At 64.5% G+C, this 22795-nt stretch carries 16 protein-coding genes; 7 read left to right on the forward strand and 9 right to left on the reverse strand.

From position 1 onward, the window contains the following. Window positions 1–36: 36 nt before the first annotated feature. Window positions 37–471, forward strand: coding sequence for a hypothetical protein (locus tag AC1VVM_RS02155; protein ID WP_132390600.1), 435 nt, complete (start codon window positions 37–39; stop codon window positions 469–471). 78 nt (window positions 472–549) lie between these two features. On the opposite strand, the gene AC1VVM_RS02160 is transcribed toward AC1VVM_RS02155, so the two are convergent. Next, window positions 550–975: a GNAT family acetyltransferase gene (locus AC1VVM_RS02160; protein WP_482955725.1), complete on the reverse strand. Its 426-nt coding sequence runs from the start codon at window positions 973–975 to the stop codon at window positions 550–552. 147 nt (window positions 976–1122) lie between these two features. On the opposite strand from AC1VVM_RS02160, the gene AC1VVM_RS02165 reads away from it, so the two are divergent. Continuing rightward, a complete protein-coding gene (locus AC1VVM_RS02165; protein ID WP_482955726.1) occupies window positions 1123–1614 on the forward strand; it encodes a methylated-DNA--[protein]-cysteine S-methyltransferase in 492 nt (163 codons plus the stop codon). A 27-nt stretch (window positions 1615–1641) separates the two neighbouring features. Here the strand turns inward: AC1VVM_RS02165 and AC1VVM_RS02170 are convergent, their stop codons facing one another. Beyond that, window positions 1642–3147 carry a DUF1254 domain-containing protein gene (locus AC1VVM_RS02170; protein WP_482955727.1) on the reverse strand — a complete coding sequence of 502 codons (1506 nt, stop codon included), beginning with the start codon at window positions 3145–3147 and terminating at the stop codon, window positions 1642–1644. 210 nt (window positions 3148–3357) lie between these two features. Here AC1VVM_RS02170 and AC1VVM_RS02175 point away from each other — a divergent pair, with 210 nt between their 5' ends. Then, the gene (locus AC1VVM_RS02175) at window positions 3358–4854 is read left to right on the forward strand and encodes an arylsulfatase (RefSeq protein WP_482955728.1); all 1497 of its coding nucleotides are present in this window, start codon (window positions 3358–3360) and stop codon (window positions 4852–4854) included. Between the two features lie 19 nt (window positions 4855–4873). On the opposite strand, the gene AC1VVM_RS02180 is transcribed toward AC1VVM_RS02175, so the two are convergent. The 5 genes from AC1VVM_RS02180 to guaA all read right to left on the reverse strand — a co-directional run bounded on the left by AC1VVM_RS02180 (window position 4874) and on the right by guaA (window position 12443). Continuing rightward, on the reverse strand, window positions 4874–5725 hold the full coding sequence (locus tag AC1VVM_RS02180; protein WP_482955729.1) for a hypothetical protein: 852 nt from the start codon (window positions 5723–5725) through the stop codon (window positions 4874–4876). 94 nt (window positions 5726–5819) lie between these two features. Continuing rightward, window positions 5820–8171, reverse strand: a complete 2352-nt coding sequence (locus tag AC1VVM_RS02185) for an arylsulfatase (protein WP_482955730.1) — start codon at window positions 8169–8171, stop codon at window positions 5820–5822. A gap of 175 nt (window positions 8172–8346) precedes the next feature. Continuing rightward, the gene (locus AC1VVM_RS02190; RefSeq protein ID WP_482955731.1) at window positions 8347–9018 is read right to left on the reverse strand and encodes a GAP family protein; all 672 of its coding nucleotides are present in this window, start codon (window positions 9016–9018) and stop codon (window positions 8347–8349) included. Between the two features lie 66 nt (window positions 9019–9084). After that, entirely contained in the window at window positions 9085–10599 is a 1515-nt protein-coding gene (locus AC1VVM_RS02195) for an arylsulfatase (RefSeq protein WP_482955732.1), read from the reverse strand. 260 nt (window positions 10600–10859) lie between these two features. Further along, entirely contained in the window at window positions 10860–12443 is a 1584-nt protein-coding gene (gene guaA / locus AC1VVM_RS02200; protein ID WP_132390072.1) for a glutamine-hydrolyzing GMP synthase, read from the reverse strand. A gap of 520 nt (window positions 12444–12963) precedes the next feature. On the opposite strand from guaA, the gene gyrB reads away from it, so the two are divergent. Beyond that, window positions 12964–15513, forward strand: coding sequence for a DNA topoisomerase (ATP-hydrolyzing) subunit B (gene gyrB / locus AC1VVM_RS02205; protein WP_132390070.1), 2550 nt, complete (start codon window positions 12964–12966; stop codon window positions 15511–15513). 63 nt (window positions 15514–15576) lie between these two features. Here gyrB and AC1VVM_RS02210 read toward each other — a convergent pair whose 3' ends face one another. Then, on the reverse strand, window positions 15577–15999 hold the full coding sequence (locus AC1VVM_RS02210) for a VOC family protein (protein ID WP_132390067.1): 423 nt from the start codon (window positions 15997–15999) through the stop codon (window positions 15577–15579). A 181-nt stretch (window positions 16000–16180) separates the two neighbouring features. On the opposite strand from AC1VVM_RS02210, the gene AC1VVM_RS02215 reads away from it, so the two are divergent. The 3 genes from AC1VVM_RS02215 to AC1VVM_RS02225 are packed head-to-tail and all read left to right on the forward strand — an operon-like array spanning window position 16181 to window position 20037. After that, complete coding sequence (locus tag AC1VVM_RS02215) at window positions 16181–17683, forward strand: hypothetical protein (RefSeq protein WP_482955733.1); 1503 nt, start codon at window positions 16181–16183, stop codon at window positions 17681–17683. A gap of 43 nt (window positions 17684–17726) precedes the next feature. Then, window positions 17727–19631 (forward strand): M1 family metallopeptidase, encoded by a 1905-nt coding sequence (locus AC1VVM_RS02220; protein WP_482955734.1) that lies wholly within the window; start codon window positions 17727–17729, stop codon window positions 19629–19631. Window positions 19632–19635: 4 nt separating this feature from the next. After that, window positions 19636–20037 carry a metallopeptidase family protein gene (locus AC1VVM_RS02225; protein ID WP_132390061.1) on the forward strand — a complete coding sequence of 134 codons (402 nt, stop codon included), beginning with the start codon at window positions 19636–19638 and terminating at the stop codon, window positions 20035–20037. Between the two features lie 308 nt (window positions 20038–20345). On the opposite strand, the gene AC1VVM_RS02230 is transcribed toward AC1VVM_RS02225, so the two are convergent. Further along, on the reverse strand, window positions 20346–22691 hold the full coding sequence (locus tag AC1VVM_RS02230; protein ID WP_482955735.1) for an acetamidase/formamidase family protein: 2346 nt from the start codon (window positions 22689–22691) through the stop codon (window positions 20346–20348). Window positions 22692–22795: the final 104 nt, after the last annotated feature.

The raw sequence follows: 22795 nt of genomic DNA on the forward strand, positions 1-22795 counted from the left end.
ACAAGGGCGGGCTATGTGGAAGGTAAGACCATGACATTGAAACATGTCGTTGCAGCCGCGTTGATGACGGCCACCCTCGTTGGCGCACCTGCCGCCGTTTCCGCCCGGCCGAAGCTGACTGGCGAGGAACAGCTCGCCAAGGCCCTCACCGGGCGCGAGGCGGGCAAGCCGGTGACCTGCATTCCGCTGAACCAGTCGAACGACACTCAGGTGATCGACAAGACCGCGATCGTCTACCGCATCGGCGGCACGCTCTATGTCAACCGGCCGACCAACGCCGACAAGCTCGATTCGGACAATATCCTCGTCACCAGACTGTCTTCCAGCCAGCTCTGCCGGCTCGACACGATTCAGCTTCGCGACCGCACGAGCGGCATGTGGAACGGTTTCGTGGGGCTGCAGGACTTCGTACCCTATACCCGCGTCAAGCAGCCGGCGCCGGCCCCCGCGCCCGCCCCGGCGACCAACTGAGCGATTACCAGCGTCCCCTGAGGAAGGCGGCCGGGGCTTCGATCTTCGGTCGCCTTCTGCGTTGTGGGCCGGGTGGCTTCACGCGCCGTCCAGACGGCGCCCCAGCGTGACCACGTCCTGCGCGGCATAACCGATAGCATCGTAGAAGCCGAGCGCCGCCCGGTTGTCGCCCCTGACCATGAGTTGAACCTTCGGGCATCCCCGCGCGATGAGCCAGGCCTCGCAAGCCGTCATCAGCGCCCGCGCCACGCCCTGCCCGCGCCATTCCTCGCGCACGCCGAGATAGTAGACCCAGCCGCGATGCCCGTCGAAACCGACCATGGCGGTACCCGCCAGTTCGCCCTCGCCGTCGCGCGCCAGCAGGATCGTGCTCGCTTCCCCCCGGCAGGCAAGGTTGAAGTCCGCCTCGGGATCGTTCCACGGCCGGGTCAGCCCGACGGCGTGCCAGAGCGCGACGACGGCCTCGCGATCGGCGGCACCGGCCTCGACGATGCTTCCGCTCACCCCCGCACTCCCCGTTGTTCGATAGTCATGACCCCAAGCGTGCCGCCAAAATCCCGGAAAGCAAGGAAATCCCGCGCTGCCCGCGAAGAAGCCCTTCCCCTTCGCCGATGCCTGCCTATCTTCGCCATACCCGATGGAGACCCCGCAATGCCGCTGTACCGTACCCCGATGTCCTCGCCGGTCGGCGAACTCACGCTGGTTGCCAGCGATGGGGGGCTCGTGGCGGTGCTCTGGGAAAACGACGATCCCCGCCGCGTCCCGCTGGATGGCCTCGTCGACGGCGCCGGACACCCCGTCCTGACGCAGACCGAAGCCCAGCTCGGTGACTATTTCGCGGGGCGCCGCACGGTGTTCGACCTGCCGCTGGACTTTCGCGGCACCGATTTCCAGAAGAGCGTGTGGCATGCGCTGCTGACGATCCCCTTCGGCGAGACCCGCAGCTACCGCGAAATCGCCGAGGCCATCGGCCGCCCTACCGCCAGCCGCGCGGTGGGCGCCGCGAACGGGCGCAATCCGGTATCGATCATCGCCCCCTGCCATCGCGTCATCGGCAGCAGCGGCAAGCTCACCGGCTTTGCCGGCGGACTGGAAGCCAAGGCCTTCCTGCTGGAGCTGGAGGGCCCGGCCCTCCTGCTCTGAAAAAGCGAAGAGCCGGGCGTAAACGCGTCAACGGATGCGCTTGACCTGCGGCAGAAGATAGCTGCCGTCGAGTATGGCCTGGGTCGGCACATAGGCGCGCAGCAGCAAGGCGAACTGGTCATCGGGGGCGGGAAGCCAATTCGCCTTGCCCTCGGCATCGGCGGGCTCCTCGTGAGAGAGCACCAGCGTCAACGACCCGTCGGCGCCGAACGCCAATTCGTTTGCGTCGAGATTGACCGTGCCGATGTTGTGCCGGCCATTGGGGCTGGTGGGCATCATGAAATAGTCGCGATCGTACATGGTCAGGGACCAGAAGCCGCCTTTGGCCGTGTCGATCGGCGGCAATTGCCCTTTCTCGAAGCGCACCGTGTAGCGGTAGCGGCCTTGCAGCAATGCCCCTTCGGCATCCGTCCCGCGGATCAGGTAGATCGCTTCGCGGTAGTGATTGACATAAATGTAGATCACCGCCGCCAGCGCCCGCCCGTACCAGTCGGTGCCCCAGTCGCCGCCATTTTCCTGCCGCTGCCAGCCATTGCCGGCATCGGTGCCCACCTGATCGTAGCGCGCGCCTTCGTAGAGCTCGGCATCGGCGGCCAGCGCGGCCCGGTCCAGCAGCGCTTTCCAGCGCGGATCGCTCTTGCGCAGGCCCAGCAGGGTCCGTGCCTGATCCGCCATGGCCGCATCGTTCACGCCCACCTTCGGATTGGCGTCCAGGGCCTTTTCCAGATCGTCCCAGAAGCTCTCGCCGTGAACCGGCCGGATACGCAGCAGATCCGGATCGGCGGCCAGCATCTCGGCAGTCAGCCCGGCGGGATAGACCTTGTTGCGCGCGCTTGCCTCGCAATCGAACTGGCGCCGACCCGGCGCATCCGCGCTCAACGGATAGGCCCCCATCTGGTTGAGCACGGCCCGCGCTCTGGCCTTGGCCTCCGGCGTGCGCGCGGCAAAGCTGCGCGCCATGGCCACGCCGATGTTCGTGGGGGAGCGCAGCACGTCCACGAACCCTTCGGGTGTGCTGCCCTGCCAATCGGGGCCCACCCACAAGTACTTGCCCGCCGGCGTCGCCGAGGCGGAGCCGAGTTGGTGCGTCACCGTGGTGAAGGCATCGACGATCTGGATCGTCCAGTAGTGGCCTTGGGGAACATCGTCCGGCGTCTGGATGACCACCGGCTCATCGCCCAGATCGGCGAAGCAGGCACCGTAGATCGTGTCGTTGTTGGGCGTCACCACCTTGCGCTGGCTGGCAGGCAGATAGTCGTCGACATAGCCCATCCAGTTCTTGGGACTGCCGGGAAACAGCCCCATCGCCATTCCGGGCCCGTGCCCTTCCATGAGCGCCCAGGTACTGCTCCGCCCCACGGTGTTCACCAGCGGATGCCCCCAGACATAGACCACCCGGGCCAGCGCCTCGACATAGTGCTCACTGGTCAGGCTGGCGGGAACGCCGCCGCCGTTGGCCAGCCCCGGATTGGCCGGCGTGAACTGGCGGATGAGATAGGGCGCCTTTGAAGGCGGGGGCGGCGTGTCGACCATGACGGCAATCTCCTGGCAATCGCTTGCCGGAGCCTATCGGCCTTCGTTGAAGGCAATCATTGGGAGGAACCCGCAAAACACGGCGTACTATCCCCATCGGTAACAGGCCAAAGCCGCGCCATCGGGAGCCCTCTCCGGAGCGCCGAGGGTTTCACCCGATGTCTTTGGCTTTGGCCGCGAGGGAAACAGGGCGGAACGCAGGAGAATATGATGGCCGCTGATTCCACCCGACCGAACATCGTCGCGATCATGATCGATGACATGGCGCCCATGGACCTATCCGCCTACCACCGCGGCCTTGGCGCGGTGAGCACGCCCAACATGGACCGTCTGGCCCGCGAGGGCATGATGGTTTCCGACTACTACGCGCAGCCCAGTTGCACGGCCGGGCGCGCCGCGTTCCTCACCGGGCAATACCCGATCCGCACCGGCCTCACCTCGGTCGGCCAGCCCGGCGCCAAAGTCGGCCTTCAGGACGGAGATGTAACGCTGGCCGCGCTGCTCAAGGATCTGGGCTATGCCACGGCATTGTTCGGCAAGAGCCATGTGGGCGACCGCAACGAGTTCCTGCCGACCGTCCACGGTTTCGACGAGTTTCGCGGCTTTCTCTATCATCTCAACATGATGGAGATGCCCGAGCAGCCCGATTTCCCCACAGACCCGAATTTCGCCGGCCGTCCGCGCAACATGATCCACGCCCGCGCGAGCGACAAAGACGATCCGACGGAAGATCCGCGTTGGGGCCGTGTCGGCAAGCAGACGATCGAGGATCTCGGCCCGCTGACCACCGAACGGATGGGCACGATCGACGACGAGTTCACCGATGCTTCGATCGAATACATCAAAGCGCAGAAGGCAGCCGGAAAGCCTTTCTTCCTGTGGCACTGCCCTTCGCGCATGCACCAGCAGATTCACGTTTCGCCCGAATGGCTCGGCAAGAGCGGGCACACGCCGTATTTCGATGCGGTGCTGCAACTCGATGGCCTGATCGGCAAGCTGCTCGATACGCTGGACGAGGAAGGCCTGACGGACGACACCATCGTACTGCTGACTTCGGACAACAGCATCAATCTGGCGCATTGGCCAATGGCCGGCACCGCATCGTTCCGCGGCGAGAAGGGTACGACGTGGGATGGCGGCTTCCGCGTTCCCATGCTGATCCGCTGGCCGGGCAAGATCGCCGCGAACAGCTGGACCGGCGAGTTCATGACCAGCGAGGATTGGGTGCCGACCTTGCTGGCCGCCGTGGGCGAGCCGGATGTGAAAGAGCAACTCGTCGCGGGCAAGACCATCGGCGGGACCGACAAGGTCCATCTGGATGGCTACAACCAGATCGACATGCTCACCAAGCCCGACGGCAAATCGCAGCGCCGCGAATTCTTCTTCTTCGCGGAAACGGAGCCAACCGCCCTGCGCGTCGATAACTGGAAGGTCCATATCGCAATCAAGGACAAGTGGCTCGATGCGGCGACCAAGATTCCGGGCGGTCTGGTGATCGACATCAAGGCCGATCCGTTCGAACGCAGTCCCGATACCGGCGGCCAGTTCCTCTGGATGAAGGAAAAGAGCTGGATCATGCCCGAACTGACCGAGCCGATCGCCCGCTTCGTGCAGAGCCTGCATGACTTCCCGCCCTCGCAGAAGGGAACCGGCATCGGCATGGCCGCGGTTCTGGCCGGCATGAAGGAACAGGCGCCCAGCGACTGAAGGCGCGCATGAGCGGGCGCTAAACCTCGCTCTTCTGCAGTCGCTTGAGAAACGGGATCGCGATCACCGTATTGACCACCGCCGCCAGAATGATCGCGGCGGGTGCCAGCTTTGCGTCCGGAAAGCTTGTCGTCGCGATGCCGATCGCGACACCGGGGTGACGGGCAGCGGAAGCCAGCGCCAGCACGGCCCGGTTGTCCCGATTGTCTCCGGCCAGAAACCAGCCGGCGGCCAGCCCGACCAGACTCATCGCGACCAGCGCCACGATCGTCCCGTCCCCCAGCAATTTGCCGACGGCCGGCGCCAGCGCGACCAGCAGGGACAGCACGCTGACCGCAAACAGGACGTTGGCCACTTTGCTGAGCGGCCCCGAGACCGCCCCGGCCCTTGCGTCACCCAGCACGCGCTGGCCCAGCACGCCCAGCACCAGCGGCAGAGCGATCGTCAGCCCCAGCGTCGTCGCCATGCCGGCGCGCGACACCTGCATTTGCAGGCCAAAAATCTCGCCTATCAGCGAAAGGCCGATCGGTGCCAGCACCAGCGAGGCCAGCGCCGCGGCGACCAGAAGACCGGAGATGTACGATGCGTCGCCACCGGCCTTGGCCTGCTTGCGGGGCAAGAGAGGCGGCACCGGCGAAAAGGCCAGCGCCACCAGCGCAACTTTCACCGGGCCCTTCAGATCGAAGACATCCGCCATGATAATCGCAACAACCGGCACGATGACGAACATCGCGATCACCGCGCGCAAGCCCAGCCGCCATTCGCGGAACAGGTAGAAGAAATCCCCCGCTCTTGCCCGCAACGCAAGGGAAAGAACGGTGAGCATCACGCTCAGCAAAACGAGCAGCTTCATGGCCTGCACGAGAGTCATGTCGGTCTCCGATCCGGTCCGAAGGCGCGTGCGCCGGGCGATCGGCATGGTTCGCCCGGCGCCGCGATGATGGGCTTTGCCTGTTCCCGAAAGGTCACTCGATATGCTGGGCGAACGCCAGGTAGCGCTCGTGCAGTTCGTCTTCCTCGCTCTGGCTGAGATTGCGGGCGGCCAGCTTGATGTCCACCCGCTCGATCTTGCCGCCCTTGAAGGCGAACGGCGGCTTGTAGGCATCCGACACCGGCGATCCGCTGTCCGCGCCGACCCCGAAAGTATCGATGCCGAACCGGCCTGCGACGGTCTGTTCGATACGGCCCCGGCCGACTTCCTCGCCATTGAGCAGCAGCACGGCCTCGCCGCCCTTGCCCAGCCCGCCGCCGTCATAGGCGAAGGCGACTTCGATGGTCGACTTGCCCTTGGGCAGCGGCTTGCTGGACACGACGTTCAGCCGCACCTTTTCGAAGAAGTTGTAATGATAGACCGGCTTGCTATCGAGAATGTAGATCGCATACCCGGCCGAACCTCCACCTGCCGCCAGCAGCACGCCTTCGGCTTTGCCGGAGTCGTTATCCACGGCCACCTTGATCGAGTGCGAGCGGTTCTTGGTATTGGGCGATGCCGTTTCCGGCAGCCGCGCCGCGCCTTCGAAATAGGTGAATTCGGTACGGTTCGGATCCGCGCCGCCGGGGGACGGCTTGGGTTCGGCGAGACGACCGGCGCCGCGATCGTCGAGCGGGTAGACGTTGTATTTCTCCGCTTCCTCGTCGAAGATCCGCTTCAGCTCCTCCACCTTCTCCGGGTGCTTGGCGGCCAGATTCTTGGCCTCGCTGAAGTCCTCGTCGATGTTGTAGAGTTCCCAGGTGTCGTTTTCCCAGTGGCCCGGCGCGAAGTCCTGCCGCCACGGGAACGTGTGCTGGGCGCAGGCGATCCAGCCCTTGTCGTAGATCGCCCGGTTGGAGAAGACCTCGAAATACTGCCGTTCGCGCACGGCATGGGCATCGGCGCTGGCGAATGTCGACTGGATGGAAACGCCGTCCATCGGCTTCTGCTCGACACCGTTGACGTAATCCGGCGCGGGAATTCCGGCAGCATCCAGCAGGGTCGGCACGATATCGATCAGGTGGCAGAACTGCGGCCGCATCCCGCCCTTGTCCTTGATCTTGTCCGGCCACGAAATCACCATCGGATTGCGCGATCCGCCGAAGTGGGAGGCGACCTGCTTCACCCACTGGAACGGCGCGTTGCCGCACCACGCCCAGCCCAGCGGATAGTGCGGCTCGGTATCCGGGCCGCCGATCTCGTCATAAGCGGCCAGATTGTCCTCGATCGACGAGGGGATGCCGTTGAGGTTCATCACCTCGTTTACGGTCCCGGTCATGCCGCCTTCGGAACTCGCGCCATTGTCGCCGACGATATAGATGATGATCGTATTGTCCGCGTCCGGCAGTCCCTGCACGGCGTCGATCAGACGGCCGCATTCGTGATCGGCGAAGGACAGATAGCCCGCAAAGTTCTCCATGAACCGCGCGAACAGCTTCTTCTCGTCGGCCGAAAGGCTGTCCCAGTCCTGCACCCAGTCCGGCTTCGCCGTCAGTTCGGTGTCCGGCGGGATGATGCCGGCGGCGAGCTGCCGCTGGTAGGTTTCCTCGCGGACCTTTTCCCAGCCCTGATCGAACTGGCCCTTGAACTTGTCCCGCCACTCGGCCGGGGCATGATGCGGCGCATGGGCCGCGCCCGGCGCGAAGTAGCAGAAATAGGGCTTATCGGGCGCCACCGACTTCGAATAGCGGATCCAGTTGATCGCGCGGTCGGTCATGTCGGTCTGGAAATGGTAGCCTTCCTCGGGCGACTTGTCGGGCTCCACGGCGACGGTGTTCTCGAAGAGCACCGGGTAGTACTGGTGGGTTTCCCCGGCGATGAAGCCATAGAAATAGTCGAAACCCATGCCGGTGGGCCAGCGGTCGAACGGCCCGGCGACGCTGCTCTCCCAGTCCGGCGTATTGTGGTTCTTGCCGAACCAGCTGGTGGCGTAGCCGTTTTCCTTGAGGATGCGCCCGACCGTCGAGGTCGATTGCGGGATCATGTTGTTGTAGCTGGGGAATCCGGTTGCCCATTCCGACAGGAACCCGGTGCCGCAATTGTGGTGATTGCGCCCGGTAATCAGCGCCGCGCGCGACGGGCCGCAGATCGCCGTCGTGTGAAACCGCGTGTAGCGCAGCCCGGTGCCCGCCAACTTGTCCAGAACCGGCGTCGGCACCGGCCCGCCGAACGTGCTCGCCTGGCCGAAGCCCACGTCGTCCAGCAGTATGAGAACGACATTGGGCGCCCCCTTGGGCGGCTTGGGCAATTCCGGCCACTGGCTTTCCGATTCCTGGTAGGTCTTGCCGATCTTGCCGGTGAACGGCGGCCGGGGAAGCGGGAGATGGCTGCGATCGATGTCGGGCATGGACTCACTCACATCATGCGAGGTGAGCCGCCATCCTGACGGGTTAGGCAACTGCAGGTATCGGGGATGTCCCTAGCCACGCGAAGGGTAACACCTGAAGCGGCACAGCCGGCTACCGAACCGAACGGGCGCGAAACCTGCGGATGGAACGTCGAGAGCCGAGACCGGATCACTCTCACCCGGCGAGCGATGAAACGCCTTTGCCGAACATCATGGCCCCCACGATCAGCAGCAGCACGGCCATGACCGCTGCGTTATGCTGGGTGAGCCAGTCACGCATCTCGTCGAGCCAAGGCCGCACCCGTTCCCGAGCGACGAAATAGCCAATCACCGGCACGACCACGGTGCTCGCAGCAATCAGCACATAGACCAGACAAACGAGCGCAGCCTGGCCCGGCGGAAGCCGGGTTTGACCGAAGGCCACGCCCGCGGCGATGCCGACGGTCAGATTCTTGGGATTGGCCGCATAGATCCCGAACCCCAGGCCGCCTGCCGCGAAAGGGCCCATCCTCTCTACGGCCTCAAGCCAGTGGGGTAGTTGCGCGGTCTCGCCGCGTCGCGGCCGCGCCCGCCACTCCATCAAGGCAAGCAGCAGCAGGCCCGCTCCGAGAGCCATCTTCACCGCCGCGACAATCCCGCCGCTTCCGCCTTTTCCGAAACCCAGCCCGGCCAGACTGCCGAACAGGATCAGCGCGGCTGCAATGGCGATCATCCAGCCCAGCATGAACGCCGGCGCCGATATCGGCGCTTTGGGCGACATCAAAAGCACGATCATCGCGATGATGGGCAGCGGGCTGATCGATACGCCCACGGCCAGGGGCAGCAATTCACCTATGGCTTCCAGCAAGTGCGCCCCCTCCTCAAACCGGTGCGCACCGGGCCAGCGACAACGCGCCGCCCGGTGCGGGTTTTGCTAATCGTGCCCCTTGCTCATGAACTGCTCGACCACGTTGGACATGTCGAAGCTCTTGCCGCCCTGCACCGGGGGATACTTCGCCAGCGTCATGAGATGGTCCTTCATCAATTCGCCCAGCGGTCCGGTCTGCCACGAAACCTTCTGGATCAGATGGCCGTAGGAGTCCGAATTGTCGTAGCTTTCGAAAGGATCCATGCGGATGTTGAACACCAGCGGCTTGGAACGGCCGACCATGTTTCCGTAGTAATCCTCGTTGGTCGAGAAGTGCCACTTCCACGGCCCCATCCGCATCGCCGTCAGCTTGGATTCGTTATAATGGAACACGTGGTTGCGCGAGGATTCCTCGGCCTTGCCCAGCCAGTAGTCGAGGTTGTCGACGCCATCGATGTACTGCTTCTTCTCGGCCAGCACCTTGTCCTGCACATTCTCCACCCCGGCGGCCTTGGCGAGCGTGGTGAACATGTCCTGATGGCACTGAATGCCGTTCTTGAGCTGCAGCGGCGCGATCACGCCGGGCCAGCGCAGCATCGAGATGACACGTACGCCGCCTTCGTAAGTCGTCATCTTCTCGCCCCGCCACGGCGTTGTCGCGCCGTGCGGCCATGACGAGTGCTCGGGGCCGTTGTCGGTCGAGTACCAGACGATGGTGTCCTCTTCGAGACCGTTCTCCTTCAGCCAGTCGAGCACGATGCCGACATCGTGATCGTGCTGGAGCATGCCCGAGCCGTGCAGATCGGCTTCCGAGGTGTATTTCTCGGCCGCATACCGCCACTTGTCATTGAGGCGGGTGTAGAGGTGCATGCGACTGGTGTTCAGCCAGACGAAGAACGGTTCGTCCGCATCCTTGGCGTTCTTCATGAATTCGAGCGCGGGTGGAATGAATTCCTTCTCGTCCACCTCGTGCATGCGCTCCTGGTGCAGCGGGCCGGTATCGACGATCTTCTGCTTGCCGACCTTGCCGAAACGCGGATCCTCGGTTGGATCGTCAACGTCCGTCGCCCAGCTGTGGATCACGCCGCGCGCGCCGAACTTCTCTTCGTAGGCCTCAAGGCTGCCCGCATAGGCCTTCGCGAAGTTCTGATAGTCCCGCTGTTCGTCCTCTTCGGACACGTTGAGGTGATAGAGGTTGCCGAAGAACTCGTCGAAGCCGTGGTTGGTCGGCAGGTGCTCGTTGCGGTCGCCGAGATGGCTCTTGCCGAAATGACCGGTGCGATAGCCTGCTTCCTTCAGGACTTCGGCAAGGCAGGGCGATTCCTTTTGCAAACCCAACGCATCGCCGGGCTGACCAACCGTGACCATGCCGGAGCGGATCGGATATTGGCCGGTGATGAAAGCGGCGCGGCCGGCCGTGCAGCTCTGCTGGGCATAGTGATCGGTGAAGCGGATCCCCTCATAGCCGACGCGATCGATATTGGGGGTGGTATAGCCCATCGTGCCCAGGCCGTAGGCGCTGACGTTCTGCCAGCCGATATCATCACCCCAGATTACGAGAATATTGGGTCGCTTCGCCATCGTCTGCTCCGGTTGCAAACTTGAAAGAATGCCGCAGAGATAGTCCGGACCGCTTCAGGCAGTGCATCGGGGAAAGTCAGGAGATGTGCGGGACATTACCCCGAGGAAACTAACGGCGCGAAACCATGCCGCCCCGGATTGGGAGCGGCATGGTTTCGATCTTACGCCTGGGTCAATCGCTCAAAGCATCCTTGACCATGGCCAAGCGCTTGCAAAGCGTTTGATTTATATATCTATTTTCAAGTGACGGGTGGGGGAAATCATTCCCACTCGATCGTGCCCGGCGGCTTCGAGGTGTAGTCGTAGACCACGCGGTTGATGCCCTTCACCTCGTTGATGATGCGGGTGGCCACGCGTGACAGGAACGCGGCGTCGAACGGATAGATATCCGCCGTCATGCCGTCGGTCGAGGTCACGGCGCGCAGGGCGCAGACGTTGTCGTAGGTGCGGCCATCGCCCATCACGCCAACGGTCTTGACCGGCAGCAGCACCGCGAAGGCCTGCCAGATCGCGTCGTAGAGACCCGCGTTGCGGATTTCCTCAAGGTAGATCGCATCGGCCTTGCGCAGGATGTCGCAGCGCTCGCGCGTCACTTCGCCGGGGATGCGGATCGCCAGGCCCGGTCCGGGGAACGGGTGACGGCCCACGAAAATCTCGGGCAGGCCCAGTTCGCGGCCCAGTTCGCGGACTTCGTCCTTGAACAGTTCGCGCAGCGGCTCGACGAGCTTCATGTTCATGCGCTCGGGCAGGCCGCCGACGTTGTGGTGGCTCTTGATCGTCACCGAGGGACCGCCGGTGAACGAGACCGATTCGATCACGTCCGGGTAGAGCGTGCCCTGCGCCAGGAACTCGGCGCCGCCGATCTTCTTCGCCTCGTCCTCGAAGACGTCGATGAAGGTCTTGCCGATGAACTTGCGCTTGGCCTCGGGGTCGGTGACGCCGGCAAGGCCGTTGAGGAACAGCGTCGAGGCGTCGACGTGGACCAGCGGGATATTGTAGTGGCCGCGGAACAGGCTGACGACCTGCTCGGCCTCGCCCATGCGCAGGATGCCGCCGTCGACGAAGACGCAAGTGAGCTGGTCGCCGATCGCTTCATGGATCAGCAGCGCGGCCACGGCGGAATCGACGCCGCCCGACAGGCCGCAGATCACGCGGCCTTCGCCGACCTGGGCGCGGATCTCGTCGATCTTGGTCTTGCGGAACTCGGCCATGGTCCAGTCACCGGCAAGGCCGCAGACGTGGCGCACGAAGTTCTTCAGCAGCTTGCCGCCGTCGGGCGTATGCACGACTTCGGGGTGGAACTGCATCGCGTAGATGCGCTTCTCGTCATTGGCGATCACCGCGAAAGGCGCGCCTTCGCTCGATGCGACCGGGCGGAAGCCGGGGGCAAGGCTGGTCACCTTGTCACCGTGGCTCATCCAGACCTGATGGCGCTCGCCCTTGGCCCAGAGGCCGTCGAACAGCGCGCAATCGTCGCCGATTTCGATGAAGGCGCGGCCGAATTCACCCGAATCGCCCGCCAGCACTTCACCGCCAAGCTGATGCATCAGCGATTGCTGGCCATAACAGATGCCGAGCACCGGCAGGCCGCTATCAAGGATTTCGGCGGGAATGCGCGGGCCATTCTCGTCCAGCACCGATGCGGGCGATCCCGAGAGGATCACGCCTGCCGGATTCATGCGGGCGAAGGCTTCCTTCGCAGCGTTGAACGGGGCGATCTCGGAATAGACGCCGGCCTCGCGCACGCGGCGTGCGATAAGCTGGGTCACCTGGCTGCCGAAGTCGACGATCAGGATAGAATCGGAACTGTGGCCCGGAGTCCGGGCGGGAGTCTGGTCAGTCATGGCCGGCCACTATAGGCAGAGGCCGCAGGTGTCCAGTGGAGGCGCGCATTCCTGCGAGGATTTGCGGTTAACCCGCCCCCGACGCTCTCTCCTGCGAGCAATGTTGCAAAACATGCACGTAATTTTGTTGCTTTGTAATTTGCAAAAATTCCCCACTGGCGTAATTGGGATTCATGACCGGGCGACGTGACCGCACGGTTAGCGATAAGCCAAAAAACGTAAGTTTGCAGGACAAGCCATAAATTCGCGGATGCCCCTCCCGGCATTCGCTGCTGCCGTGGGCGCTGGGTGTGTGCCCTGCGGCGGAAGTTCATGCACCCTCCCGGCATGGGCGAACCAGACATGGCGAAGGGCGGCTCCCCAAGGGGCCGCCCTTTTTGCATCCGTTTCGGCGTCATCGCGGGCGGCAAAACAGCCCGGCGGCGATCATGCCCGCGCGTCTGTCCCAGTCTTGTGGAAAAGCCCGCCCCCTCAGCCGGTTTTGCTTGGGTTCCTCGGCCCCAAACCCTATATGCTCGATATGGCTAGCTCCGACGACACCCGACCCGACAACGCCCGGCCCGACAACGGCAAGAACCAGAACAGCTACGGCGCGGATTCGATCAAGGTCCTGAAGGGCCTTGACGCGGTCCGCAAGCGTCCGGGCATGTACATTGGCGACACCGACGACGGCTCCGGTCTTCACCACATGGTGTTCGAAGTCTCGGACAACGCGATTGACGAGGCACTGGCAGGTCACTGCGACCTCGTGCTGATCGAACTCAATCCCGATGGCTCGGTCTCGGTCGAGGACAACGGGCGCGGCATTCCCACCGGCCTCCATTCCGAGGAAGGCGTCTCGGCGGCCGAGGTCATCATGACCCAGCTCCATGCCGGCGGCAAATTCGAGAACACTTCGGACGACAACGCCTACAAGGTGTCCGGCGGCCTCCACGGCGTGGGCGTCTCGGTGGTGAACGCGCTTTCCGAGTGGCTCGAACTCACCATCTGGCGCGACGGCAAGGAGCACTGGATGAAGTTCGCCAACGGCGATGCCGTGGCGCCGCTCAAGATCGTCGGCGATGCGCCGAAGGTCAGCCAGAATCCGGACGACAACGGCTTCAAGAAGGGCACCCGCGTAACCTTCCTCGCCTCGACCGAGACGTTCAAGAACGTCACCGAGTTCGACTTCGACAAGCTGGAACACCGCTACCGCGAACTGGCCTTCCTGAACTCCGGCGTGCGCATTCTCCTGCGCGACAAGCGCCATGAGGAGGTCAAGGAACACGATCTCTATTACGAAGGCGGCATCGGCGCTTTCGTGAAGTACCTCGACCGCAACAAGCAGCCGCTCATGCCCGAACCGATCTCGATCGGCGCCGACAAGGACGGCATCGGCATGGAAGTGGCGCTTGAGTGGAACGATTCGTACTACGAAAACGTCCTGTGCTTCACCAACAACATCCCGCAGCGTGACGGCGGCACCCACCTTGCCGCGTTCCGCGCCGCACTGACGCGCACGCTCAACGGCTATGCCGAGCGTTCGGGCCTGCTCAAGAAGGAGAAGGTCTCGCTTTCAGGCGACGACATGCGCGAAGGGCTCACCGCGATCGTCTCGGTCAAGCTGCCCGACCCCAAGTTCTCGTCGCAGACCAAGGACAAGCTGGTCTCCTCCGAAGTGCGCCAGCCGCTCGAAGCGCTGATGGCGGACAAGATGAGCGACTGGCTGGAGGAAAACCCCGGCCATGCCAAGACCATCATCCTGAAGGTGATCGACGCCGCCGCCGCGCGTGAAGCCGCGCGCCGCGCCCGCGAATTGACCCGCCGCAAGGGCGCGATGGACATCGCCTCGCTGCCCGGCAAGCTGGCCGACTGCCAGGAACGCGATCCCAGCAAGTGCGAACTGTTCCTGGTCGAGGGTGACTCCGCAGGCGGCTCGGCCAAGTCCGGGCGTGACCGCAAGACGCAGGCGATCCTGCCGCTCAAGGGCAAGATCCTCAACGTCGAGCGCGCGCGGTTCGACCGCATCATCTCGTCGAAGGAAGTCGGCACGCTGATCCAGGCCATGGGCACGGGGATCCGCGACGACTTCAATCTTGAGAAGCTGCGCTACCACAAGATCGTCATCATGACCGACGCCGACGTCGACGGCGCCCACATCCGTACCCTGCTGCTGACGTTCTTCCACCGCCAGATGCCGGACATCATCCGCGCCGGGCACCTCTTCATCGCGCAGCCGCCGCTCTACAAAGTCGCCAAGGGCCGCAGCGAGGTCTACCTCAAGGACAACGCCGCGCTCGACCGCTATCTGGTCGAGGCGGGGACGGCCGGCCGCGTGCTCGAAACCTCGGGCGGCGCGCGCATGGGCCCCGACCTTGCCATCCTGGTCGAACACGCGATCCGCTTCCGCAACCTGATGGCCTTCGTGCCGCGCCGCTTCGATCCCACCATTATCGAGGCGCTGGCACTTTCCGGCGCGTTCGAGCCCGATCTCTCGCCCGCCGACCGCAACGCCGCGCTGGAACGCACGGCCAAGTGGCTCGATCGCGGCGATCTCGAGGCCCGCTGGTCCGCGCGCATGACCGAGGAAGGCAATCTGGAAATCGAGCGCCTGTGGCGCGGCGTCACCGATCACCACAAGATCGAAGGCGCGTTCCTGGCCAGTGCCGAGGCCCGCAAGCTTGCCCGCCTTTCGGCCGAGAATACCGACGTCTACGCCGGTGCCGCGCGCTTCACCCGCGCCAGCGCCGTGGTCGAGAGCGAAGCGACCGAGACCGAAGACGAAGCGGCCGCCACCCGTCCGGTGCTGGGCGCCGATGCGATCACCCGCCCGCTGCAATTGCTGGACGCGGTGCTCGCCGCGGGCCGCAAGGGCCTCTCGATCCAGCGCTACAAGGGCCTTGGCGAGATGAATGCCGATCAGCTCTGGGAAACCACGCTCGATCCGGAAAACCGCGCCCTGCTTCAGGTCAAGGTGGAAGACGCCGACGTCACCGACGAGATCTTCACCCGCCTGATGGGCGACGTGGTCGAACCGCGCCGCGAATTCATTCAGGAAAACGCTCTCAACGTCGCCAATCTCGACGTCTGAGCCATTGGCTCATACGGTTCCGCAACGCATCGATCGATGCGTTGCGGAACGGGCCTTGAAGGGTCAGTCCGTCTGCGCCCCGCCGTCCACTGCGGACGGGTCCATCCACATCACCTCCCAGACATAGCCGTCGGGATCTTCGACATGGCGGTTGTACATGAAGCCGAGGTCCTGCACCGGATCGGGATCGGCGGTGCCGCCTGCCGCCGCCGCGCGGTTCACGATTGAATCGACATCGTCCCGGCTCTCGGCGGACAGTGCGATCAGTGCCTGACTGCTCGTCCGCGCGTCGCCGATCGGGCGCTTGGTAAATCCGCCATAGTAGGCATGAGTCAGCAGCATGACGCCGATGGCGTCCGAAAACATCACGCAAACGGCATCTTCATTCGAGAACTGCGGATTCACCGTCCCGCCCAAAGCGACGTAGAAAGCCGAGGAGGCCGTCAGATCGCGCACGGGCAGGTTCACGAAGATCATCTTGGGCATGGTCCACACCTCCGCCTTTGAGGGAATGGTCCCGGCCGGGCCGGAACCGCGACATTTGCTAACATCGCGGCACGAAGCTGTCTCGGCATATCCATCGGGGATGGCCGCATTTTTCGCCGCCCCGCCTGCTGACAAGCGCGCGGCGGCCTCCTAGCATCGCTCCCCTGAAACGGGGGAAATCATGACGAAACTGGGTCGAAGCGCATTCGTTCTGGCGCTTCTGGGCGGAAACCCGCTGCTTGCCGCGGGCGCGCAGGCACGCGACATCGGCGAAACCGTGGCGAAGACACTGCCGCGCCTGCAATCGACGATGAACGGCAATGACTGCAACGGCGCGCTCAAGCTGGTTTCGCCGATCCTCGCCCGCAAGGACTTCACCACGCTCGAACCCAAGCAGCAGGCCCCGGTCCTGCTGGCGGCAGCGCTGTGCGAAGGCGACACCAACAAGCTGGAGCCGGCGCTGGTCCATGCCCGGATGCTCACCGCCCTGCCCGGCGCGCCCGACGTCGCCTGGCGCATTCGCTACGGCGTCGAGATCGACACCGGCCGCAACGAGGATGCCGTGACCACGCTGGAAGCGGTGATGAAGAAGCCTTCGGCGGCTGCGACGTTCGAGAACGAGTGGATTTTCGCGCTGGCCCGCAAGCTCGCCGCGACGCCCGACGATCCGGCCTATGGCCGCCTGACCGCACTGGTGAGCGCCGACGATTTCGCACCGGCACAGTATGAATTCGGCTTCGACGGAATGCGTCTGGCCCACGCCCGCCAGCTCGCCAAGGACGGCAAGCCGGACCAGGCCAAGGCGATGCTGGGCAAATTGCGCCTCGGCTCCGCCATGCGCGATGCCAGCCTCGATCCGGTGCTGCGCGGCCTGCTACCGGCCGACTTCAAGCTGAGCGATGCCTATCGGCACGAAGTTTCGGTGCTGGAGAAGATGAGCCTCGAGCGGCCCGGCCTTCTGGCCCTGCCGATCGATCTTGCCGCGACCCAGCGCGCGCTGGGGCAGGGCGACAAGGCGCTGGCCACGCTCGAAGCCGCGCGACCGGATGGCGCGCTGGCCAAGCAGTTCTCCGACCGCAAGGACCGGATCAACTGGTGGTGGGACGGCATGGCGCGGACTTACGAACAGCTCGGTCGCTACGACAAGGCGGTAGAGGCCTATCAAGCCGCCATCGCACTGGGCGAATACGGTAAGCCCAATTTCAGCCAGACGATCAACCTTGCCTATCTCCACATTCGGTTCGGCCATCCGCAGGACGCGATGACGGTGCTTGCGCCGTTTGCCGATCAGCCCGTCGCCATAGCCAGCCCTTACGGCATGATGGAATTCCACCTCGCGCATGGCTGCGCCGCGCAGGCACTGGGGCAGACCGACGCTGCGAATGCCGACCTCGCCTACGCCGAGGCCCATGCGAAAGATCATCCCGAAGCCTTCACAGACCTGCAACTCTGCCTGGGACGGATCGGCACGGCAGCGGCGGCGATGATTGCCCGGCTGAACGATCCCACGCTCCGCATCGATGCGCTTGCCCAGATCAGCGACTATCGTCCGCTTCCCGCCGGAACCCCGCCGGGGCCGTTCGATGCCGGAATGCAAGTGCTGCGCGGCCGCGCCGATGTGCAAGCGGCCATCGCGCGCGCCGGCGGCACCCGGCATTTCGACATCTATCCGTCGTCGCTCTAGCTGCGCTTGCGCCTACTCATGGGCGCGGCCATAATCCGCGCCCATGCGTATCCTTCTTGCTGCCGCGCTCCTTGCCGGCTCCGCTTCCGTCGCCATCTCGCCCGCAATGGCCCAAAATACCTCGAATTCCGGTCCCGCCCCGATCCTGACCACGCCCGAGGCGAAAGACGTCTGGACTCACGCCGAGCCGCAAATGGCGCGCGTCACCCATGTCGCGCTCGACCTCGATGTCGATTTCGCCACGAAGACGCTGTCCGGCAGCGCCGTGCTCGACATTCTTGCCACGCCCGGCGCCACCCAAGTCGTGCTCGACGTCAACGACATCGCCATTTCCGCCGTCACCGACATGGCGACAGGCAACCCGCTCAAGTGGACGGTCGGCCCCAAGGACGCGAAGAATGCGGACATCGGCTCCGCGCTGACGGTCGAACTCGCGGGCGCGAAGCAGGTCAGGATCACCTACCGCACCAAGCCCGGCGCGGCGGCGCTGCAATGGTTGCCGCCGGAAATGACGTTCGGCAAGAAGCAGCCGTTCCTGTTCAGCCAGGGCGAATCGATCCTCAACCGCTCGTGGATCCCGACGCAGGACAGCCCCGGCATCCGCCAGACCTGGGACGCCACCTTGCGCGTGCCGGGCAATCTGGTCGCGGTGATGAGCGCGGAAAAGCTCTCGGGCGACAAAGGCGAGGCGCTGCCCGACGGCCGCCGCCAGTTCCGCTTCCGCATGGACAAGCCGGTGCCGCCCTACCTGATCGCCTTTGCGGTGGGCGACCTGAAGTTCCGCTCGCTCGGCCCCCGCTCGGGCGTCTGGGCCGAGGCGCCGATGCTGGACAAGGCGGCGAAGGAATTCGTCGATGTCGAAAAGATGATCGACGCCGCCAGCAAGCTCTACGGTCCCTATCGCTGGGGCCGCTACGACATGCTCGTGCTGCCGCCCGCCTTCCCCTACGGCGGCATGGAAAACCCGATGCTGACCTTCCTGACGCCGACCATCGTCACGGGCGACCGCTCGAACACCGATGTCGTCGCGCATGAGCTGGCGCATTCGTGGTCGGGCAACCTCGTCACCAATGCCACATGGTCGGATTCGTGGCTGAACGAGGGCTTCACCACCTACTTCGAGAACCGCATCATGGAGGCGCTCTACGGCAAGGAGCAGGCCGCAACTTATGCCGATCTCGATTGGGACGTGATGCAGCGCGAGATCGCCGATGGCGGCGGCCAGACCGGCGCCGTCACGCGCCTGCACGGCGATCCCGGCGCGGGCGAGGTGGATTACACCAAAGGCTCCAACTTCCTGCGCATGATCGAATATACGGTCGGCCGCGAGAAGTGGGACGCCTATCTCACCTCCTACTTCGACCGTCACGCCTTCCAGCCGCAGACGACTGCCGGGTTCCTTGCGGACCTGCGCGAACGGCTGCTGAAGGACCAGCCGGAACTGGAACTGAAGCTCCAGCTCGACCGCTGGTCCTATGGCGCGGGCCTGCCCGACAATGCCGTGCGCGTTCACAGCGCGACGCTGGCCAAGATCGATACCAAGCTGGCCGCCTTCAACGGCGGTGGGCCTGCCAGTGCGGTGCAGCCCACGGGCTGGACCACGCAGGAATGGCTGCGCTTCCTCAACGGCATTGACCGCCAGCAGACGCCCGCGCGCCTGAAGGAACTGGATGAGACGCTGGGTCTCTCCGCATCGAGCAATGCCTATATCCAGTCCGCATGGTTCGAACTGGCCATCGCCAACCGCTATGATCCGGCAGTGCCCTATCTGCGCAGCTATCTCTCGCGGATCGGGCGCGGGCTGCTGGTCTATCCGCTCTACAAGGGGCTGATGAAGCAGGGCGACTGGGGCCAACCCAAGGCGCGGGACTTCTTCGCCGAGGCCAAGCCCACCTACCACCCCTCCACCGCCGCCGGGATCGAGCGTATCGTCGCCGGACAGGAGTAACCGCATGAGTCAGCGCTTCGGAAACGCCCCCGGCCCCGCCGAATTCGAGGCCCTCGCCCACGCCGCCTTCGCACGCATTCCCGAGCCGTTCGCGCAGCACCTCGACGGGATCACCGTCCACATCGAGGAGTTCGCGGACGAGGAAACGCTGCGGGCACTGGGGATCGAGGATCCCTGGGAACTGTCCGGCCTCTACCACGGCCGCCCGCTGGATGAGGAATCGGTGTGGGTTTCGGGCGAGTTTCGCCCGCGCATCACGCTCTACCGCCAGCCCCTGCTGGCGGAGTGGTGCGAGACCGATGTGTCGCTGGAAGACCTTGTCACGCATGTGGTGGTGCATGAGGTGGGGCACCACTTCGGCCTGTCGGACGACGATATGCACGCGTTGGAAGACGACGCGGATTAAGAAATCCTCCCCTGCAAGGGAAGGTGGCAGCGCGAAGCGCTGACGGAGGGGGGTAACCGGCCCAGTCACGCGCGACCGAGAGGCTGACACCCCTCCACCACCCTTCCTTCGACAAGCTCAGGATGAGCGGGGGGCGGTCCCCCTCCCCTTGCAGGGGAGGATCTGGCTATCAAAGACCAGCCTTTCACAACCAAACCCCGTCGCCCCCGCGGAGGCGGGGGCCCCGCTTCCTTCTCGCCACGCCCGCCAAGAACAAGCGGGATCCCCGCCTTCGCGGGGATGACGGGCAATGTTGAACGGAGGCGTGCCTAACTCGTGAACAGCGCCTTCCTGATCACCGCGTGCACCCCGCAATTCCCGTTCACGATCTGCGACACACCAAAGTCCACGCCCACCGACAGGAGCGAGATCGCCTCGTCCTCAGTCAATTGCTTGGCCGTCATCAGGAACCGCCGCGCCTTGCGGAAGGCATCGCGCATGGCCGCATCGATCGAGCTTTGCTTGTAGACCTCGCTCTGCGCATCCGGCCCCAGCTCCTTGAGGTAATCGGGGTGCGAGAAGCCCATGATGACCCACTCGGTCTCGGTCTCGATCAGCGGGTAATCGACGTCCTTCAACTGCTCCATCACGCCCGCGCCCTTGTGATGGACGATCTGGATCAGCCCGGTCATCGAACATTCGATGGCGGTGCCGCAAAGCTCGCTGTCCCCCTGCGAGGCATGGGGATCGCCCAGCGAGAGCAATGCGCCGGGCACTTGCACCGGCAGGAAGACGCGCGCGCCGGGGCCGGTGCGCCAGTTGTCGAGATTGCCGCCGAAGCTGGCAGGCGGCACGGAATCGACCAGCCCATTGTGGTTCGGCGCCACCGCAATCACGCCGAAATGCGGGCGGATCGGGATCTCGACGTTTTGCAGGATGTCGTAATTGCGCTCGATGGTCTCCGGATCGACCGGCACCCCCGGATAGTCGTAGCGCGAATGCGTCACGCCCGAAGGATCGACCTGCGGCGTCCAGCGATAGGAATAGACCGCGTGCGCCGTGGGCAGCCGCCCGCCCGCCGCTTCCACTTCGTAGATCGTCACGACCTCGCGGTTTTTCGGCTCGGTCAGCAGATCGTTGTAGTGGAAGCCCCAGTACGTCGCGGCGTTGGAGCCGAAGCTCTTGCCGGCAAAGCGCGAATTGCCGCTGGGGCGGGGTTTCAGGTCGAGGATGCGCACTTCGATGAGATCGCCCGGCATGGCGCCCTCGATGTGGATCGGCCCGGTGCAGATGTGCACGCCGAAGCCCTCACCCGGCCCGCGACCGAAGGCACTCGCATCCATCGGCCCCGCGCCGCGCCGCTCTACCGTCTTGCCGCAGTGGTCCCAATGATAGACGCTCTCCACCCCGGCATCGCCTTCGACCATGCGCTCGGGATCGTCGTTGGCGTGATGGGTCAGCGCCTCGATCGTCACGAAGTCACCCGAGCGCACGCGCAGCGCCGGTTTCAGGTCCTTGCTGAGATAGCCCCAGTGGATCGTCTCGGGCGTGGCGGGCAAGTGGTGATGGCGCGAGGTGCCGGTATCGCCCATGTAGGCGGGCACTTGCGGGCTGTCCTCGGCCGCCTGCTCGTCAAGCTGCTCATCGAGAACTTCCTCGACCTCGACCGCCTCTTCGACTTTGGCAATACGCTCCTTGCGGGTCGGACGACCGCGACGCAACAGTTCGACCGCAGCCTGCTCCTGCGGCGGGGCCTTGCGGTATTCGCGGGGGCTGATGCCATACTGCTCGCGAAAGGCGCGGCTGAACGAGGCGCTGTCGTTGAAGCCCCATTCGAACAGGATGTCCGAAATCGACTTCTGCACGTGGAGCGGGCTGCGAAGATCGAGCCGGCAGCGTTCGAGGCGGCGCACCTTCACATAGTGGCCGAAGCTGTCGTCGATCGATTCGAACAGCTTCTGGAGATAGCGGGGCGAGATGCCGTGCTCGGCAGCGACTTGCTGGTAGTTGAGATCGGGATCGGAAAGGCGGATCTCGATGGTCTGGAAGATGCGTTCCAGCAGCGCCGCGCGCATGCCCGCCGCGCCGCCCAGCGCCTTGGCCGGGGCATTGTCGAGCAAGGCGGTGACGAGGAATTCGGGAAAGGCCAGTTCCACCGGGCGGGCCTGATCGGTGGTGATGTCGGTCAGCGTATCCGCCAGCGAACGTAGCATGCCCGCGAAAATCCGCGCTGAGCCGCCGTCCGTGCCGATCTTGCGCGGCGGGCCGCTGATCGGGGTCTTCAAGCGCTGGCTGAGTTCGCTGTGCGGCACTTGCACGATCAGGCTGCGGTTATCGCCCGTGAAGGCCAGGTTCACCGGCGAATCGCCGCGCCCGCAGATGATATCCCCATCGGCAAGGCGCAGTTCCTGCCCGGCATCGCGCATGGTGGCGCTGCCGTCGAGGATCATCGCCAGCCAGTAGGTGGCGGGCTGGTCGCGGAAGTCGATAGTCCACGATTGGCCCGTGCCGGTGACGCGGATGAAGTCGATATGGGTGCTGGATCGGAAATGGATCAGCTCGCCATAGAGCGTCGCCTCATCCGCCTCGTCGAGCGTCAGCGACAGGCGTTTGAGCGCGAACCGCCAGGCGTCGCGGCGTTGTTCCTTGGGGTAGACATTCGTCGTGATGCGCAAGCGAGAACCACCCTGATAGACCGGTGGCACCCTTCCCGAACGGGCGTCCTTTAGTACTTTGGCAATTTCGTACTTTGGCGACCTTATGACGGAAGGTGTATCGA

Source organism: Novosphingobium sp. BL-S-33, from assembly GCF_056857025.1.

Coding starts and splice junctions, on each gene's coding strand:
- AC1VVM_RS02165 (WP_482955726.1), top strand. CDS start 1,123: ATGCCGCTGTACCGTACCCCGATGTCCTCGCCGGTCGGCGAACTCACG.
- AC1VVM_RS02170 (WP_482955727.1), bottom strand. CDS start 3,147: ATGGTCGACACGCCGCCCCCGCCTTCAAAGGCGCCCTATCTCATCCGC.
- AC1VVM_RS02175 (WP_482955728.1), top strand. CDS start 3,358: ATGGCCGCTGATTCCACCCGACCGAACATCGTCGCGATCATGATCGAT.
- AC1VVM_RS02180 (WP_482955729.1), bottom strand. CDS start 5,725: ATGACTCTCGTGCAGGCCATGAAGCTGCTCGTTTTGCTGAGCGTGATG.
- AC1VVM_RS02185 (WP_482955730.1), bottom strand. CDS start 8,171: ATGCCCGACATCGATCGCAGCCATCTCCCGCTTCCCCGGCCGCCGTTC.
- AC1VVM_RS02195 (WP_482955732.1), bottom strand. CDS start 10,599: ATGGCGAAGCGACCCAATATTCTCGTAATCTGGGGTGATGATATCGGC.
- guaA (WP_132390072.1), bottom strand. CDS start 12,443: ATGACTGACCAGACTCCCGCCCGGACTCCGGGCCACAGTTCCGATTCT.
- gyrB (WP_132390070.1), top strand. CDS start 12,964: ATGGCTAGCTCCGACGACACCCGACCCGACAACGCCCGGCCCGACAAC.
- AC1VVM_RS02210 (WP_132390067.1), bottom strand. CDS start 15,999: ATGCCCAAGATGATCTTCGTGAACCTGCCCGTGCGCGATCTGACGGCC.
- AC1VVM_RS02215 (WP_482955733.1), top strand. CDS start 16,181: ATGACGAAACTGGGTCGAAGCGCATTCGTTCTGGCGCTTCTGGGCGGA.
- AC1VVM_RS02220 (WP_482955734.1), top strand. CDS start 17,727: ATGCGTATCCTTCTTGCTGCCGCGCTCCTTGCCGGCTCCGCTTCCGTC.
- AC1VVM_RS02225 (WP_132390061.1), top strand. CDS start 19,636: ATGAGTCAGCGCTTCGGAAACGCCCCCGGCCCCGCCGAATTCGAGGCC.